This window comes from Microvirga splendida, from assembly GCF_016427565.1.
Classification (GTDB): domain Bacteria; phylum Pseudomonadota; class Alphaproteobacteria; order Rhizobiales; family Beijerinckiaceae; genus Microvirga; species Microvirga splendida.
Map to the genome: position 1 here is coordinate 65,668 of NZ_JAELXT010000010.1, position 16,032 is coordinate 81,699.

Annotated in this window: 18 protein-coding genes and 1 tRNA gene; 8 read left to right on the forward strand and 11 right to left on the reverse strand. The window is 65.1% G+C overall.

Features of this window, described 5'->3' with window-relative positions; translation table 11 throughout:
- Positions 1-35: 35 nt before the first annotated feature.
- Positions 36-1,847, forward strand: a complete 1,812-nt coding sequence (gene recJ, locus JAO75_RS11855) for a single-stranded-DNA-specific exonuclease RecJ (RefSeq protein WP_199049350.1) — start codon at positions 36-38, stop codon at positions 1,845-1,847.
- Positions 1,848-1,925: 78 nt separating this feature from the next.
- Positions 1,926-2,000 (forward strand) — tRNA-Glu (locus tag JAO75_RS11860).
- A gap of 153 nt (positions 2,001-2,153) precedes the next feature.
- Here the strand turns inward: JAO75_RS11860 and JAO75_RS11865 are convergent.
- The 7 genes from JAO75_RS11865 to JAO75_RS11895 all read right to left on the reverse strand — a co-directional run bounded on the left by JAO75_RS11865 (position 2,154) and on the right by JAO75_RS11895 (position 9,399).
- A complete protein-coding gene (locus JAO75_RS11865) occupies positions 2,154-3,374 on the reverse strand; it encodes a VWA domain-containing protein (protein WP_199049351.1) in 1,221 nt (406 codons plus the stop codon).
- Positions 3,371-4,285 carry an AAA family ATPase gene (locus JAO75_RS11870; protein ID WP_199049352.1) on the reverse strand — a complete coding sequence of 305 codons (915 nt, stop codon included), beginning with the start codon at positions 4,283-4,285 and terminating at the stop codon, positions 3,371-3,373. Before JAO75_RS11870 ends, JAO75_RS11865 begins: the two co-directional genes overlap by 4 nt.
- Before the next feature lie 78 nt (positions 4,286-4,363).
- Positions 4,364-5,170: an FAD binding domain-containing protein gene (locus JAO75_RS11875; protein ID WP_199049353.1), complete on the reverse strand. Its 807-nt coding sequence runs from the start codon at positions 5,168-5,170 to the stop codon at positions 4,364-4,366.
- 12 nt (positions 5,171-5,182) lie between these two features.
- Positions 5,183-7,546, reverse strand: a complete 2,364-nt coding sequence (locus tag JAO75_RS11880) for a xanthine dehydrogenase family protein molybdopterin-binding subunit (RefSeq protein WP_199049354.1) — start codon at positions 7,544-7,546, stop codon at positions 5,183-5,185.
- A gap of 154 nt (positions 7,547-7,700) precedes the next feature.
- Positions 7,701-8,195, reverse strand: coding sequence for a (2Fe-2S)-binding protein (locus tag JAO75_RS11885; RefSeq protein ID WP_199049355.1), 495 nt, complete (start codon positions 8,193-8,195; stop codon positions 7,701-7,703).
- Between the two features lie 176 nt (positions 8,196-8,371).
- Positions 8,372-8,833: an SRPBCC family protein gene (locus JAO75_RS11890; RefSeq protein WP_199049356.1), complete on the reverse strand. Its 462-nt coding sequence runs from the start codon at positions 8,831-8,833 to the stop codon at positions 8,372-8,374.
- 113 nt (positions 8,834-8,946) lie between these two features.
- Positions 8,947-9,399 (reverse strand): iron-sulfur cluster assembly scaffold protein, encoded by a 453-nt coding sequence (locus JAO75_RS11895; RefSeq protein ID WP_199049357.1) that lies wholly within the window; start codon positions 9,397-9,399, stop codon positions 8,947-8,949.
- A 176-nt stretch (positions 9,400-9,575) separates the two neighbouring features.
- Here JAO75_RS11895 and JAO75_RS11900 point away from each other — a divergent pair, with 176 nt between their 5' ends.
- Genes JAO75_RS11900 through JAO75_RS11915 form a run of 4 tightly spaced genes read left to right on the forward strand, consistent with a single transcriptional unit; the run spans position 9,576 to position 12,197 of the window.
- Positions 9,576-9,899: an XdhC family protein gene (locus JAO75_RS11900; protein WP_199049358.1), complete on the forward strand. Its 324-nt coding sequence runs from the start codon at positions 9,576-9,578 to the stop codon at positions 9,897-9,899.
- A 5-nt stretch (positions 9,900-9,904) separates the two neighbouring features.
- Positions 9,905-10,597, forward strand: a complete 693-nt coding sequence (locus JAO75_RS11905) for an XdhC family protein (protein WP_199049359.1) — start codon at positions 9,905-9,907, stop codon at positions 10,595-10,597.
- Positions 10,594-11,613, forward strand: a complete 1,020-nt coding sequence (locus tag JAO75_RS11910) for a molybdopterin-binding domain-containing protein (protein ID WP_199049360.1) — start codon at positions 10,594-10,596, stop codon at positions 11,611-11,613. Before JAO75_RS11905 ends, JAO75_RS11910 begins: the two co-directional genes overlap by 4 nt.
- Positions 11,610-12,197 (forward strand): nucleotidyltransferase family protein, encoded by a 588-nt coding sequence (locus JAO75_RS11915; RefSeq protein ID WP_199049361.1) that lies wholly within the window; start codon positions 11,610-11,612, stop codon positions 12,195-12,197. Before JAO75_RS11910 ends, JAO75_RS11915 begins: the two co-directional genes overlap by 4 nt.
- Positions 12,198-12,223: 26 nt before the next feature.
- On the opposite strand, the gene JAO75_RS11920 is transcribed toward JAO75_RS11915, so the two are convergent.
- Positions 12,224-12,526: a hypothetical protein gene (locus JAO75_RS11920; protein ID WP_199049362.1), complete on the reverse strand. Its 303-nt coding sequence runs from the start codon at positions 12,524-12,526 to the stop codon at positions 12,224-12,226.
- A 195-nt stretch (positions 12,527-12,721) separates the two neighbouring features.
- Here JAO75_RS11920 and JAO75_RS11925 point away from each other — a divergent pair, with 195 nt between their 5' ends.
- Positions 12,722-12,946 carry a DUF6894 family protein gene (locus JAO75_RS11925; protein ID WP_199049363.1) on the forward strand — a complete coding sequence of 75 codons (225 nt, stop codon included), beginning with the start codon at positions 12,722-12,724 and terminating at the stop codon, positions 12,944-12,946.
- A 42-nt stretch (positions 12,947-12,988) separates the two neighbouring features.
- Here the strand turns inward: JAO75_RS11925 and JAO75_RS11930 are convergent, their stop codons facing one another.
- The 3 genes from JAO75_RS11930 to JAO75_RS11940 all read right to left on the reverse strand — a co-directional run bounded on the left by JAO75_RS11930 (position 12,989) and on the right by JAO75_RS11940 (position 15,183).
- Entirely contained in the window at positions 12,989-13,618 is a 630-nt protein-coding gene (locus JAO75_RS11930) for a 2-dehydro-3-deoxy-6-phosphogalactonate aldolase (RefSeq protein ID WP_425523178.1), read from the reverse strand.
- An 82-nt stretch (positions 13,619-13,700) separates the two neighbouring features.
- Complete coding sequence (locus JAO75_RS11935; protein ID WP_199049365.1) at positions 13,701-13,976, reverse strand: hypothetical protein; 276 nt, start codon at positions 13,974-13,976, stop codon at positions 13,701-13,703.
- 214 nt (positions 13,977-14,190) lie between these two features.
- Positions 14,191-15,183 (reverse strand): acetyltransferase domain-containing protein, encoded by a 993-nt coding sequence (locus tag JAO75_RS11940; RefSeq protein WP_199049366.1) that lies wholly within the window; start codon positions 15,181-15,183, stop codon positions 14,191-14,193.
- An 88-nt stretch (positions 15,184-15,271) separates the two neighbouring features.
- Here JAO75_RS11940 and JAO75_RS11945 point away from each other — a divergent pair, with 88 nt between their 5' ends.
- Entirely contained in the window at positions 15,272-15,985 is a 714-nt protein-coding gene (locus JAO75_RS11945) for an SIR2 family NAD-dependent protein deacylase (RefSeq protein ID WP_199049367.1), read from the forward strand.
- The last annotated feature ends 47 nt before the right edge of the window (positions 15,986-16,032 follow it).

Here is a 16,032-nt window from a genome sequence, read left to right on the forward strand (position 1 = left end):
TGCTTTGACCACAATTCGGGGGTAAGAGTCCCATTGTGACCGAATCATCTCCTCTTCACCTGCCCAAGCCCTTCCTGGGCGTCGCCAATTCCGCCCTCGGGCGCACCTGGGTCGAGCGCTGCGATGCCGCCCAGAGCACGATTGCGCTCGCCATTGCCCAGACTCACGGCCTGCCGGATATCCTCGCACGTGTGCTTGCAGGGCGAGGTGTCGGCATCCATGAGACGGACGGCTTCCTGAACCCGCGCCTGCGGGACCTCATGCCGGATCCGCACAAGCTCACCGACATGGAAGCGGCGGCCTCCCGCCTCGCCGACGCGGTGACGCGGGGCGAGAAGGTGGCGATCTTTGGCGACTACGACGTGGACGGCGCCTGCAGCGCCGCGCTTCTGGCCGAGTATCTGCGCGCCTGCGGGGTGGAATACGCCATTCACATCCCCGACCGGATCACCGAGGGTTACGGTCCGAACGTGGATGCGATCCGGGCTCTGAAAGAGCAGGGCGCCGACATCCTGGTGACGGTCGATTGCGGCACCGCCAGCATCGAGCCCCTGGCGGAAGCCCGCCGCCTCGGCCTCGACCCCCTCGTTCTCGACCACCATCAAGCCCCCGAGCAACTGCCCGAGGCGCTCGCGATCGTAAACCCGAACCGGCAGGACGACCTGTCGGGCCTCGGCCATCTCTGTGCGGCGGGCGTGGTCTTCCTGACCCTCGTGGCCCTCAACCGCACCCTGCGCTCGCGCGGGTTCTTCAATGGCCGCGCCGAGCCCGACCTGATGGGCAGCCTCGACCTCGTGGCCCTTGCCACGGTGGCCGACGTGGTGCCGCTGGTGGGTCTGAACCGCGCCTTCGTTCGCCAGGGACTGGCGATCATGAGAAGCCGCCGCCGGGTGGGCCTGGCGGCGCTCTTCGACACGGCAGGCCTCGCAGGCGCGCCGGAGAGCTGGCATCTCGGCTATCTCGTCGGGCCCCGCATCAATGCCGGCGGGCGCATCGGCGATGCGGCTCTCGGCTCGAGGCTTCTCCTGACCGAGGATCCGGTCCAGGCCGGCCGCCTGGCCGCCGAGTTGGACCGGCTCAACCGGGACCGGCAGGCCATCGAAGTCGTGGCGGTCGCTGAAGCCGAAGCCCAGGCCATGATGGCTCTGGAGCGCATGCCGGACCTGCCGGTTCTCGTGACAGCTTCGGCCGAGTGGCACCCTGGCGTGGTTGGGCTGATCTCCGCCCGGACCAAGGAGCGGTTCCGACGCCCGGCGTTTGCGTTCACCCTCAACCAGGATGGCACGGCCACAGGCTCGGGCCGTTCGGTGCCGGGGGTTGATCTGGGCTATGCCGTACGGGCTGCCGTGGAGGCGGGCCTGGCGATCAAGGGCGGCGGCCACACCATGGCGGCGGGCGTAACGATCCAGGCCGCGGATCTCCAGCGCTTCCTCGACTTCATCACCGAAAGGCTCTCGGAACCGGTGAGCGCCATGCGGCTGCGGGACAATTTCGCCATCGACGCAACCCTGACCGCCGGCGGCGCTCAGCCTTCCCTGGTGACGGCGCTGGAGCGAGCAGGGCCGTTCGGTCAGGGGCAGCCCGAGCCCATCTTCGTTTTCCCGCAGCATCGGGTGGTCGAGGCGAGGGAGGTCGGCAGCGGCGGGCATCTGCGCGTGAAGCTTCGCGGCGGCGACGGCAGCTTCATCGGCGGAATCGCCTTCCGGGCTGCGGGCCAGCCGCTGGGCAACGTCCTGTCCCAAGCCATCGGCAACCCGCTCCATGTGGCGGGCACGCTCTCCATCGACCGGTGGGGCGGCGGGGAAAAGGCCGAGCTTCGCATCGCGGATGCCGCAAGGCCGGAATAATTCAAATCCGGTGCTTGCGATGCGTCACGAACCCATCTATAGCTTCGCCCACTTCGGCGGCACCGCCCCGAACGACCCGCGCCCTTCGTCTATCGGTTAGGACGCCAGCCTTTCACGCTGGAGAGAGGGGTTCGACTCCCCTAGGGCGCGCCATTCTTATCTCCATCCCGAAAATATCAGTAGTTCGAGCGGCTTGAGGGCGTTTCTGCGTCCGATGTCTGATCGTGGGAGCCGGTTGTCGATGAGCGGCGCGGCTCTCGCAGGTTCGACGGGAAGGCAAGTCGCGCGGCCGTATATTGCTGTACCTTACGATGCCCGCAGCCACTGGCGCGGATTGCTTTTCTCCGACGGTTCGCCCGAGAGCGCGCGGCAAAGCGCCTGCATCGATGCCAGGCTATGAATAGGCCGGAATTCGTCCACATGGGGCAGCATTGCCCGGATGCCGGTGGCACGGGCCTCGAAAGCGTCGAAGCGCAGGAGCGGGTTCAGCCAGATCAGGCGGCGGCAGGAGCGCTTGAGCCGGTCCATCTCGAAGGTCAGTTCTCGCGTCACCTCCCGCTCAAGCCCATCCGTGAAGAGCAGCACGATGGCACCCTGGCCGAGCACCCGGCGGGACCAGTGGCGGTTGAAGTCGTGGAGCGCATGGGCGATCCGCGTTCCGCCCTCCCAGTCCTGCACGCGTTTCGACGCGCGGGCCAGCGCCTCGTCCGGGTCGCGGCTCGTCAGCTCGCGGCTGATGTTGGTCAGGCGCGTGGCGAAGACGAAGGAGTGAACCTTTCGCCTCTTCTCGGCAATGGCGTGCAGGAAATGCAGGAAGAGCCGCGAGTAATCCGCCATGGAGCCGGAGATATCCATGAGCGCAACCACCGGCGCGTGCCGCACGGCAGGGGAACGGTAGGCGAGATCAATCGCGGCTCCGCCGCCGCGCAGCGAGCGCCGGAAGGTCCTGCGCGGATCGATCCTCCGGCCTCGCGGATCGGACAGGAATCGGCGCGTGCTCACCTCGTCGTCCGGCAGGGACATCTCGGCAATCAGGCGCTTGGTGACAGCGATCTCGGCCGCCGACATCTGGGCGAAATCCTTCGCCTTCAGAACCTCACGATCCGAGACGGTGAGGCGGGCCGTGAATTCGGTCTTCTCCACCGGCTCCGGCTTCTCCTGCCGGGGCGTGGCCAGGGCCTCGGCCACCCGAAGGGCGCCGGCCTGGGGCTTCTTCTCCTCCTTGGCCCCGCCGGGCGCAATCGGCGACATCTGGGCGATGAGCTTCTCGACGAGCGCGCGCCGCCGCCAGAAGATCCTGAAGGCTTGGTCGAACAGGATGCTGTGCTCGTGCCGCTTCACGAAAACCGCATGAAGGGTCCAGTAAAAGTCCTCTCGCGTGCCGATCCGCGCCGCTTCGACCGCCGCGATGGCATCGAGAACCGCCCCGGGGCCGACCGGCAGACCTGCGGCCCGCAAGGCACGGGCGAAGTAAGCGATGTTGTCTGCAAGGCGACCTTCCCCCTGGCGGGCGGGCGTGTCGGTCACGCAGATGCCCTCAGCGCGCTCTGGACCTGATCGAGCATGTCCTTAGCCCGGCTGCCCTGCATCTTCTGGATATCATCCTGGTACTTCAACAGGACGCCCAGGGTATCCGAGACCAGCGCCGGGTCGAGCGCCACCGCATCGAGTTCCACGAGTGCCGAGGCCCAGTCGAGGGTTTCGGCCACGCCCGGCGCCTTGAACAGATCCTCCTTCCGGATCGCCTGGACGAAGGCGACGACCTCCTGTGACAGGCGCTCGGCGGCCTGCGGAACACGGCGTGAGAGGATGGCGAGTTCCCGCTCGGCATCCGGATAATCGACCCAGTGATAGAGGCAGCGGCGCTTGAGCGCGTCGTGGATCTCGCGGGTGCGGTTGGATGTGATGATAACGATGGGCGGATGCTCCGCCCTAATCGTGCCGAGTTCAGGGATCGTGACCTGGAAGTCGGACAGCACCTCCAGAAGAAAGGCCTCGAAGGCCTCGTCCGTGCGGTCGAGTTCGTCGATCAGGAGAACCGGCGCTCCGGCGGTGTCGGGCTCCAGCGCCTGAAGGAGCGGGCGCTTCACCAGGTAGCGTTCCGAGAACAGGTCGCTCTCCAGCGTGTCGCGGTCCACCGTTCCGCCGGCCTCGGCCAACCGGATCGCCATCATCTGACCGGCATAGTTCCACTCATAGACCGCCGAGGCGACATCGAGGCCTTCATAGCATTGCAGGCGGATGAGACGGCGCCCGAGCGCGGACGAGAGCACTTTCGCGATCTCCGTCTTGCCCACGCCGGCTTCTCCTTCGAGGAAGAGCGGTCGTCCGAGCTTCAATGCGAGATAGAGCACGGTCGCTAGCGGGCGGTCGGCCACATAGCCGGCGCTCTCCAGAAGGGCCAATGTGCTGTCGATGGAACCGGGTTTGTCGGCCACGGGCTGTGTTGCCTCCTCAAGGGCATGATGCCCGGGGCGGGCCCGGGCATCAGGTTAAGGTCGTTCGCGAGTGGCCGTTCAGCCCCGCGCGGAAGCCGCCTGCACGGCTCGCCGTGCCATGACACCGACGAGGTGAGCCCGATAGGCGGCATCCGCATGGATGTCGCTGTTCATCTCGTCCTGCGACACGGCAATGCCGTCGAGAGCCTCCGGGGCGAAATTTCCGCTCAGCGCCTGTTCCATCTCCGGCACCCGGAACACGCCGTTCGAGCCCGCACCTGTGACGGCGACGCGGGCACCGTCCGCGTGCTTGGCGACGAACACGCCGACGAGGGCATAGCGCGAGGCAGGGTTGCGGAACTTGGCATAGGCTGCCTGCGATGGGATCTTGAACGACACCTGGGTGATGATCTCGCCCTCCTCCAGAGCGGTCGTGAAGATGCCCTGGAAGAAGTCGTCCGCGGCGATCTTGCGCTGGTTGGTGATGATCGTCGCGTTCAAGGCAAGACACGCCGCTGGATAATCCGCGGACGGATCGTTGTTGGCGATGGAGCCGCCGATGGTGCCGCGGTTGCGCACATGCGGGTCGCCGATGAGCTCGGCCATCTCGGCAAGGGCCGGGATCGCCTGCTTCACTTCGGCCGAGCTCGCGACCTCCGCGTGCTTCATCATGGCCCCGATGGTGATCGTGTCGCCGGAGCGCTCGATGCCGCGCAGTTCGGCGATCTGCCCGAGATCGATCAGGTTGGACGGGCCCGCGAGCCGCAGCTTCATGGTCGGCAGCAGGGTGTGACCGCCGGCGAGGAACTTCATGTCCTCTGCCTGACCGGCGAGGCTGGCGGCCTCCTTGACGCTCGTGGGGCGGTGATATTCGAAAGCGTACATGGACGTTCTCCCTTATTCCGCCGCCATGGGCATGCGCGCCTTCTGAGCCGCTCGCCAGACCGCCTGAGGCGTTGCCGGCATGGCGATGTCTTCGTGTCCCAGCGCATCGGTGATCGCGTTGATGACCGCCGGCGGAGCCGCAATGGCGCCCGCCTCGCCGCAGCCCTTGATGCCGAGCGGATTCGAAGGGCAGGGGGTCACCGTCATGCCGACCTGGAAGGACGGCAGGTCGATGGCACGCGGCATGCAGTAGTCGTTGAAGCTCGCCGTTATGAGCTGGCCGCTCTCGTCATAGAAGGCGCCTTCGAGAAGTGCCTGCCCGACGCCCTGCGCGATGCCACCGTGAACCTGACCTTCGACGATCATCGGGTTGATGATCACCCCGAAATCGTCCACCGCCGTCCAGCGCTCGATCTTGGTCACGCCCGTATCCGGGTCGATCTCCACCTCGCAGATGTGGACGCCCGCCGGGAAGGTGAAGTTGGTGGGGTCGTAGAACGCTCCCTCCTTCAGGCCGGGCTCCAGATCCTGGCCCGAGAACTTGTGGGCGATATAGGCCTGAAGGGCGATTTCGCCGAAGGCCATGGAACGGTCGGTGCCGGCAACGCCGAACCGGCCGTCCTTGAACTCGATGTCGCCCTCGGACGCTTCGAGCACATGGGCCGCCACCTTCTTGCCCTTGGCGATCACCTTGTCGATGGCTTTGGCGATGGCCGACATACCCACCGCACCGGAGCGCGAGCCGTAGGTGCCCATCCCGAACTGCACCTTGTCGGTGTCGCCATGGACGATGCTGACCTGATCGATGGAAATGCCGAGCCGGTCGGAGACGAGCTGGGCGAATGTGGTCTCGTGGCCCTGGCCGTGGCTGTGCGAGCCGGTGAGCACCTCGACGGAGCCGGTCGGGTTGACGCGCACCTCGGCGGATTCCCACAGGCCCACGCCCGCGCCGAGCGAGCCGACCGCCTGCGATGGAGCGATGCCGCAGGCCTCGATATAGCTCGAGAACCCGATGCCCCGCAGCTTGCCGCGGCGGGCGCTTTCCTGCTTGCGTTGCTGGAAGTTCTTGTAGTCGGCAATCTCCAGCGCCTTGTCGAGGGAGGCGGCATAGTCGCCCGTGTCGTAGGTCATGATGACCGGCGTCGCATGAGGGAATTGCGTGATGTAGTTCTTGCGCCGGAACTCGGCCGGGTTCTGCCCCAGTTCACGCGCGGTCTTCTCGACGAGCCGCTCGACCACGAATGTTGCCTCGGGCCTTCCAGCACCGCGATAGGCATCGACCGGCGCCGTGTTTGTATAGACCCCGTCCACCTCGCAGTAGATCGCGGGAATATCGTACTGGCCCGACAGGAGCGGAGCATAGAGATAGGTCGGCACCGACGACGAGAAGGTGGAAAGATAGGCGCCGAGATTGGCCGTGGTGTGGACCCTCAGGCCGATGATCTTGCCGTTCTCGTCGGTGGCCATCTCCGCATGGGTGACGTGATCGCGGCCATGGGCGTCGGACAGGAAGGCTTCCGAGCGGTCGGAGGTCCACTTCACCGGCCGCTTGACCTTCTTGGCCGCCCAGACGCAGACCGTCTCTTCCGCATAGATGAAGATCTTGGACCCGAACCCGCCGCCCACGTCCGGCGCGATCACGCGCAGCTTGTGCTCGGGCGCGACGCCGATGAAGGCGGAGAGGACGAGACGGGCCACATGCGGGTTCTGGCTCGTGGTGTAGAGCGTATAGTTGTCGGTCCCGAAATCGTATTCGCCCACCGCCGCACGAGGCTCGATGGGGTTCGGCACGAGGCGGTTGTTGACGAGGTCGATCTTGGTCACGTGCTTCGCCCGTGCGAACGCCGCTTCCGTCTCGTCCTTGTTGCCGAGATGCCAGTTGAACACGGTGTTGTCGGGCGAGACCTCATGCACCTGCACCGATGCCTTCGTGGCCTGGGCCGTGTCGACCACGGCCGGAAGAACGTCGTAATCGACCACGATGGCCTCCGCCGCGTCCTTGGCCTGGGCGAGCGTCTCGGCGATCACCACCGCCACATGGTCGCCAACGTAGCGCACCTTGCCCTGCGCCAACGCCGGATGCGGCCCCGCCTTCATCGGGGAGCCGTCCTTGGAGTGGATCATCCAGCCGCAGATGAGGCCGCCGATCTTGTCGGCCGCGAGATCGTCGCCCGTGAAGACGGCGATCACGCCCGGCATGATCGTCGCCGGTCCCGTGTCGATGGACCGGATCGCCGCGTGGGCATGCGGCGAGCGGAGGAAATATGCGTGAGCCTGGCCAGGCCGGTTGAAGTCGTCCACGTAGCGTCCCTGGCCGGTGACGAAACGCTGATCCTCTTTCCGGCGTACGGGTGCGCCGATCCCTGTTGCGGTCATGAAATCCTCCCTGTCTTCGTTGGCCCTCAACCGGAAACGAAAAGCGAACTGGGAAGCTGGAGAGGGCTTCGAGTGAGCGCCTTCTCCGCGGCTCGCCTGCTGCTCGCACCTCTTCGGGAGGGCACCGTGCGTTGAACGAACGTGTCGGGCCGTCTTACTCCGCCGCCTGCTGCACAGGCGCCTGGGCCATGGCCTGCGCGCCGGCCGCAACGGCCTTGACGATGTTGTGATAGCCTGTGCAGCGGCACAGATTACCTTCGAGCTCGGCCCGGATGGTTTGCTCGTCGAGGGCGTTCCCCTTGCGGTTCACGATATCGATAGCCGACATGATCATGCCCGGCGTGCAGTAGCCGCATTGAAGGCCGTGGTGCTCACGGAAGGCCGCCTGCATCGGGTGCAGATCGCCTCCTTCAGCGATGCCCTCGATGGTGGTGACAACGCTGGCGTTCGCCTGAACGGCCAGGGTGGTGCAGGACTTCACGGCCTGGCCATTCAGGTGAACGACGCAGGCTCCGCACTGGCTGGTGTCGCAGCCCACATGGGTTCCGGTCAGCCTCAGGTTTTCGCGCAGGAATTGAACGAGCAGGGTGCGGGGATCGACGTCTGCGGTGACGGATTGACCGTTCACCGTCAGGGAGACGGTGGTCATGCGTGGCTTCCTCCTCAAAAGCCGGGAGTCAGGCCAACCTTCAGGTGGTCTCAGACACCGGCAGGTATTCTTATTGGACGACCGCACGGATGCGATCCATCGACGTTGAGTGTGGCCCGCCTCGTGTGAGCGGTCAAGCATTGGAATGATTCAAAGAACGCCGTCCGAACACGCGGTCAAGCTGCGGACTCCGCAGGCGAGAGGATCTTGGCGAAGTTCGCAAAAAACTCGTCGGCATATTTCTTGGCGACGCCGTTGATGAGTCGACCGCCGAGCTGGGCGATCTTGCCACCCACATTGGCTTCGACGTCGTAGATCAGCTTCGTGCCGCCCTCCATGTCTTCGAGCCGCACCTTCGCGCCGCCTTTGGCCCAGCCGGCAACGCCGCCTTGTCCTTCGCCGCTGATCGTGTAGCCGTTGGGCGGGTCGAGATCGGTAAGGTTCACCCCTCCCTTGAAGGTTGCCTTCACAGGGCCGACCGATACCTTGGCCACCGCCTGAAACTCCGTATCGCTGATCTTCTCCAGTTCCTGGCAGCCGGGGATCGCGGCCTTCAGAACCTCGGGATCGTTGAGGGCCGCCCATACGGTCGCCCGATCGGCGGGAAGCGCGACTTCGCCCTGCATCGTCATCGCCATGCTGAGTTCTCCTCCTGTCAACAGCCCGACAGCAGAGTAAGGGCAAATCGGGCGGCGCGTCACCTGCCAAGCGTTGCTGCAGCGCACCCGGATCGGTGGCTGCGCTCGATCTGTCAGGACTCGGCGTCGTGACCCTGTCGAGCCGCCTCGGCTCTGCTGATAGCATCGACGACGGCATCGAAGGTGAGAAGGATCGAGGCGTGACGGGCCTTCAGATCCCGCGCCGGTTCCAGCAGGGCGAGGTCCGCCCACTTGCCGGATGGCGGCTTGCCGCCGGCCTTCAGCATCCGTTGGACTTCCTCCCGGACTGTCCGGAGTTCCTCGGTCGTGGAGCCGATCACATGCCGCCCCATGATCGACGAAGAGGCCTGCCCAAGGGCGCAGGCCTTCACCTCGTGGGCGAAGGAGCTGACGACGTTGCCGTCCAGCTTCAGATAGACCGTGACCGTCGACCCGCACAGTTTCGAGTGCGCCTTCGCGCTGGCATGCGCATCAGGCAGCGTGCCCTGATGCGGGATGGCGGCCGCAAGCTCCAGGATGCGGCGGCTGTAGATATCGTCCAGCATCCCGACCGCGACCCATCCGACGGAGGTGCTTGTTCGGGAGGGATCAGACGCCGCAACGCCGTGCCTGTCAATGCACGAGGTGTTGACGTTCTCATGCCGGTTGCCGTCCCACGGCCTGTGGTGGCAGTATCGACCGGCACGCGGTGTTCGGAAGCCACCCGCCGACGGGAAATCTAATGCTCTCGACCGACACGGATATCCTGAAGACGGCAGAAGCCTGGAAGCGCGAGGGCAGGGGCGTCGCCATCGCGACCGTGGTAGAGACCTGGGGATCGGCCCCGCGCCCCGTCGGCAGCCACCTGGTGATCGACCAGGACACGAATTTTCTCGGCTCCGTGTCCGGCGGGTGCGTCGAGGGCGCAGTCATCACCGAAGCCATGGATGTGATTGCCGATGGCAAGCCGCGCATGCTCGAGTTCGGCGTCGCCGACGAGACAGCCTGGCAGGTCGGGCTCTCCTGCGGCGGCCGGATCAGGGTCTATGTGGAGCGGGTGGATTAGAGCGCATGCGACTGAGGCTCCTGTCCGATCTCAACGCAGAGCGCGCTGCCCGCCGTGCCGCGATCCTCGTCACCGACGTCGCTTCAGGCGAGCAGCGCTTCGTCCGAGAGGCGGAGATCGGGAGCGATCCGCTGGCCGAGGACCTTCAGGAGAGCCTGCGCAGGGGCAAGAGCGGCCTTGTCGAGCGGGATGGCGGTCAGTTCTTTCTGACGGTGCAGACGCCGCCGGTGAGGGTGGTGGTCATCGGAGCCGTCCATATCAGCCAGGCGCTTGCCCCCATGGCCAAAGGCCTCGACTTGGACGTGACCATCATCGATCCGCGCACGGCCTTCGCAACGCCCGAGCGGTTTCCCGATGTGCCGGTGCTGGCCGAGTGGCCGGATGCCGTACTGCCGGGGATCGGAATCGACCGGTACACGGCTGTCGTGGCGCTCACTCACGATCCGAAGATCGACGATCCTGCGCTCAGCGCTGCCCTCCGGTCGGAATGCTTCTACATCGGCGCGCTCGGCTCGCGCAAAACCCATGAGCGCCGTGTTCAGCGCCTGAGCGCATCCGGATTCTCCGAAGCGGATCTCGCCCGCATCCATGCCCCCATCGGCCTCGATATCGGGGCCGTCTCGCCGGCGGAGATCGCCGTTTCCGTTCTGGCCGAGATCGTTGCGAGCTTGCGCAAAGAGCGGAGGCGCTCGGCGTGAAGTTCGGTCCTGTTCCGGTCGAGGAGGCCATCGGAGCCCTGGCTGCGCACAGCGTGCGGGCCGGCGAGACGACGGTGAAGAAGGGAACCCACATCACAGCCGAAATCGCCATGCGGCTGAAGCAGGCTGGGGTCGAGAGGGTGATCGCAGCGCGGTTCGAGCCTGGTGACATTGCCGAGGACGAGGCAGCCTCCCGCCTCGCCCATATCCTGGCCGGAGGCAACATCGCCGTCGAAGCGCCCTTCACCGGGCGCTCCAATCTCTATGCCGCAAGCGCGGGCGTCCTCCTGATCGACGCTAGTGCAATCGACAGCCTCAACGCTGTCGACGAGGCCATGACGGCAGCCACCCTGCCGGCATATAAGCCTGTAGTCGCAGGCGAGATGGTCGGCACCGTCAAGATCATCCCCTATGCCATACCGGAGATCCTGCTTCAGCAGGGGATCGACCGGGCCGGCACGGGCGCCCTACGCGTGGCGCCGTATGTGCGCCGCTCGGTCAGCGTTGTCTCGACGGTTCTTCCGGGACTCAAGCCGAGCGTCATCGACAAGACCCTGTCAGTGCTCGGCAAGCGGCTGGAGCCGGCACAGGCGCGGATCATGCAGGATCGTCGCGTGCCACATGAGACGGCAGCTTTGGCGCGGGAACTTGTCGGACAGGCTGAGAGCGACGCGGAACTCATCGTTGTCTTCGGGGCCTCGGCCATCGCCGACCGGCGCGACGTCATTCCATCCGCCATCGAGATGGCAGGTGGTCGAGTGGAGCATTTCGGAATGCCCGTCGATCCGGGAAACCTGCTGCTCGTCGGCTCCATTGCCGGCAAGCCCGTCATCGGCGCCCCCGGCTGTGCCCGGTCGCCGAAGGAGAACGGCTTCGACTGGGTCCTGCATCGCCTGCTGGCGGACGTGCCGGTGACCCGGGCCGACATCATGTCCCTCGGGGTTGGCGGGCTTCTCATGGAGATCGTCTCCCGGCCGCAGCCGCGTGAGGGCGGCGAGAGCGAGGGCGAGGAATGAGCGGAGTGGCGGCCATTCTCCTGGCGGCCGGGCGCGGCACCCGTTTCGGCGAGGAGCCGAAGCTGCTGGCCCGCCTTGATGGCAAGGCCCTGGTTCGCCATGTGGCCGAGGCTGCCGTCGGTTCAAAAGCTGATCCGGTCATCGTGGTGACGGGCCACCGGGCCGAGGCCGTTCAGGCTGAGCTGCGGGAGTTGCCCGTCCTGTTTGTTCACAACCCTGTGTTCGCGGAGGGGCTCTCGACATCGCTGAAGGCCGGTTTCACCGCACTGCCACAGGACGCGCAGGCCGCAATCGTCCTCCTGGGCGACATGCCTTTCGTGAGCGTCCGCCTCATCGATGCGCTCGTGTCAGGCTGGCATGAGAGCGCAATGCCCGCTGCCCTTGTTCCCACCTTGAATGGGCAACGCGGCAATCCCGTCGTGATCTCGCGTGCTCTGCAGCCCTCGATCGAAAGCCTTTCCGGCGACGTCGGCGCAGGGCTCATCCTTCGCGGAAGGTCGGATGTTGTCGAATGGCCGACGGCAGACCATGCCGTTGTCCAGGACATCGACACAAGGGAGGAATTCGGCAAGCTCCGCATCTAGAGGACCGTGCTCTTCACGCGGTCGGCTTAGATGGGGTTGCCCTTGAGCTTGGTCATCATTTCCCAGTTTTCGCCGGCCGCGATCATGCAGGCCTTGCCGTCCGGCATGGTCATGACCATCGTCCAGGAGCCGTTCGAGGATGCGAAGACCTCAAGCACTTGTCCGGGCTGGGACAGGCCCATCCCGACGGGATCTTCCTTGTACCGGTCGGACAGCAGCTTGGCGAGCTGTTCGCGGGGCCCGCAGGCCGATTGGGCGCTGGCCGGCGACGCGGCTGCCGCCGCCAGAGCGGCCAACGCCGCAAGCGGGGCTAGGGAGGAACGGATCATGGCTTCTTCCTCTACGGTTGACCCGCACTGACCCTTGGCCTGCGCGATAAACGCCTCATGAGGAAAAAGGCTCCATGGGCCGGTTGTCGGTTATCGTCCTGAACCGGACCGTGTATAGGAGGCGGAAGGCTCTCGGTTGAACCTGCCGCCGGCGGGAGCGTTTTTCCCGCCAAACATCAGAATGAAGCTAGGACCATGCCCCGCTATTTCTTCAACATCCGGGATGGACACGACGTCGACGAGGACGAGGAGGGCATCGAGCTTCCGGACCTCGAAGCCGCCAAGGCCGAAGCTCTGGCGACGGTCGAGGAATTGCGCGACGAACTTGCCGATGCGGGCAATATCGAGCTTGAGATCGCCGATGAGACGGGGCGGCGGCTCCTGACCGTCCCGTTCTTTCGCGGCGGGCGGCGCCGGTAAAAGCTACCGGGCTGATGTTTAAGAGCTAGGTTCGCAGAACGCTCAAGCGGCGCTGAGGGCCTGCCAGGCGGCCGCGAAATCGCGGGCTCTGCGGCCGATCTCCTCGACCGACATGGCTGGCGTGAATAGCGCCGAGCCCAGCCCGAATCCGTTGGCTCCGGCATCCACGTAGGGCTTCATGTTATCCGGCTTGATGCCGCCGACCGGCACGACGAGAGCGTCCTTCGGCAGCACGGCCCGCCAGGCCTTGACGACGGCGGGCGGAATGGCCTCGGCGGGAAAGATCTTGATGGCATCCGCTCCGGCCTTGAGGGCCGCAAAGGCCTCGGTGGGCGTCGCCACCCCGGGGGTGCAGATGAGCTCCAGCTCCTTGGCCCGCCTGACGACATCGAGATCCGCGTGAGGCATGACGACCAGCCTGCCGCCCACATCGCGGATGCCATTCACCTGCTGCGGGTCGAGAACCGTTCCGGCCCCGACGAGAACGTTCTGGGGCATGGCCCTGGCGAGACGCTCGATGCTGCGGAACGGCTCCGGGGAGTTGAGGGGAACCTCGATGATGCGAAAACCCGCCTCGACCAGAACATGGCCGACGGCTTCGGCATCTTCAGGTTTCAGACCGCGCAGGATCGCGATGAGAGGGAGTTCAGCCAGACACTCGCGCAGCACAATTCGCCTCCCATGGGTACGGCCAGGGCACCTGCTGCCCGCCGGACGCTACTAGTTGGACAGGTTCAGGGCCGGTTTCAACCATTCAGGGACTGGGCGCGAGAAATCGCGTCATGTAGGCAGCCGCGCTGGCGAGCGTGTCCCGCCCATCGGCACTGTGCTCCACGAACCAGTCCTCGAGCGCGATGCCGGGATAGAGCTGCTCGATCCCGGCAAAGAATTGCACGAGCTTGAGGGAATCGAAGGCAAGGGTGCGCGTCAGGGACACGTCCATGGCGATGTGGGGCGTCTTATTCCCGTCGATAAACTGGCAGAGCGCGATCACGTGTTCGGCGACATCTGCCCTCAATGGAAACGTCACAGGTGGGCCCTTCGTCTATTCCGTAGCGGACATAAGAGACATGTTCTTCTTCCGATACCGAAATGATATAAATAATCAATCAACGACCGAGCAAAAAATCGCAAAAATTGTGGAATATGCCTCCTTTTGTGTCGAAGATTCCGTAGAGGAATGACGCGACGGTAGTTCCAGGCGGATGATCTTCGACAGGGCGCCTATGGTCGGAGTTAGCCACTTACGATGGCGGGCTCTGGCGCAGGCACTGCTGGGCGGCCCGTGAAATGTGCGTCTGGTCTTCGGCCGTCGTGGTGTTGCTGAGCACCTTCTGCCAGAGGTTGCTCTGGCGAAGCGTTTCGACGGTGCAGGAGCAGAGGGCCCGGCAGGTCTGGGGCTGAGCATTCTGCAGGCAGGTGGCCTCGCATTGGTTCAGGAAGGGTCTTGCCTCGGCCATCCGGTTGGGGCCGACGATTTGCAGCACGCCGTAGAGGATGCCCAGCAGGATGATCTGGTGCGTCAGGTAGATCGGCAGGCTCTTGCGCCCGGCCCAGATCAGAAGCTCAGAGACTCGGCCTTTCGAGCGCCAGCCGGCAAGGCTCATGGTCTCTCGTCGTGCCAGCAGGCCACGGCCTGCGGCGACGCCGATCAGCACGAGGCCGAACCAGGGAAAGATCGGCACGTAATCATTGGTGGCCGGATCGGTCGAGCCGAGGCCGAGCCAGTCGAGCCATGGGGCATCGAGAGCCGGATCCGTGAAAGCATAAGGAGCGACAAGGCAAAAGACCGCGGTGGCCAGAGTGATGAGCGGATGGAGCCTCAGGAAGGGCAGGGCCAGCACGCCCGAGACTGCGATGCAGTGAAGGATGCCGAAGAAGATGTAGCTGTCGGGGAAGGCAAAGTACGTCGCCACGGTCACTGCGAGAGCCGCGCCGCCCACCTTCATGAGGCGCCTCAGGAAAGCGCGCCCGTTGACGCCCTTTGCGTGGGCCAGGACGAGGCCAAGGCCCGAGAGCATCAGAAAGGAGCCTGCAATGATGCGCGCGAACCAGCGCCACGCCGGGACCTGCAGGATGTTCGTCTCGATCAGTTGCAGGAAGCTCAGGTCCCAGCTGAAATGGTAGACGATCATCGCCAGGATCGCGAGGCCGCGGGCGACATCGATCGCATCCCACCGCTGGGCCGCAATCGCTTGCGGCAGGAGGGGGCTGGCCTTCACATCCGAATGTCTCATGGGTTGGGGCGTTCCTTCCTGATCTTCCAGTCTTAGATGAACAGAGATGACCGAAAGTCTCACAGCTTCAATCGCCACATTGCAGGACATGATTCAAGATGCCCGGATCGTGGCGGGATTCACGGGGGCCGGAATCTCGACGGAGAGCGGCATTCCCGACTTCCGCTCGCCGGACAGCCCATGGATGCGCAACAAGCCGATCCCCTTCGAACTCTTTCTCCAGAGCCCGAAGGCTCGTCGGGAGGCATGGCGGCGAAAGTTCACCATGGATGATCTCTACCGCGGGGCTTGCCCGAGCGCCGGCCATATCGGCTTCGCGTCCCTCGTTTCCTCAGGGCGCATGCCTGCGGTGATTACCCAGAACATCGACGGGCTCCATCAGGAATCCGGCCTGGCCGAAGACCAGGTCATCGAGTTGCACGGGAACGGCACCTACGCCAAATGCCTGTCCTGCGGCCGCCGGCATGAGCTCGACTGGGTGAGATACCATTTCGAGAGGAGCGGCGATCCGCCCGAATGCATGGCCTGCGGGGGCGTTCTCAAATCGGCGACGATCTCCTTCGGGCAGGCCATGCCGGAAGAACCGATGCGGCGGGCGCAGAGGCTGACGGCGGCTTGCGACCTCTTCCTGGTGGCCGGATCGTCGCTGGCAGTCTTTCCCGCGGCGGCATTTCCCGCCTTCGCCAAGGAGAACGGTGCCCGCCTCGTCATCGTCAATCGGGAGCCGACACCTCTCGACGGGGCCGCCGATCTGGTGATCCATGCGGAAATAGGCGAAGTCTTCTCGAAATTTGTTTCGTAACTTCAAGAAGATGCAGCGTGCCGAAAATTTCGTCGCCCGTTTGGGTG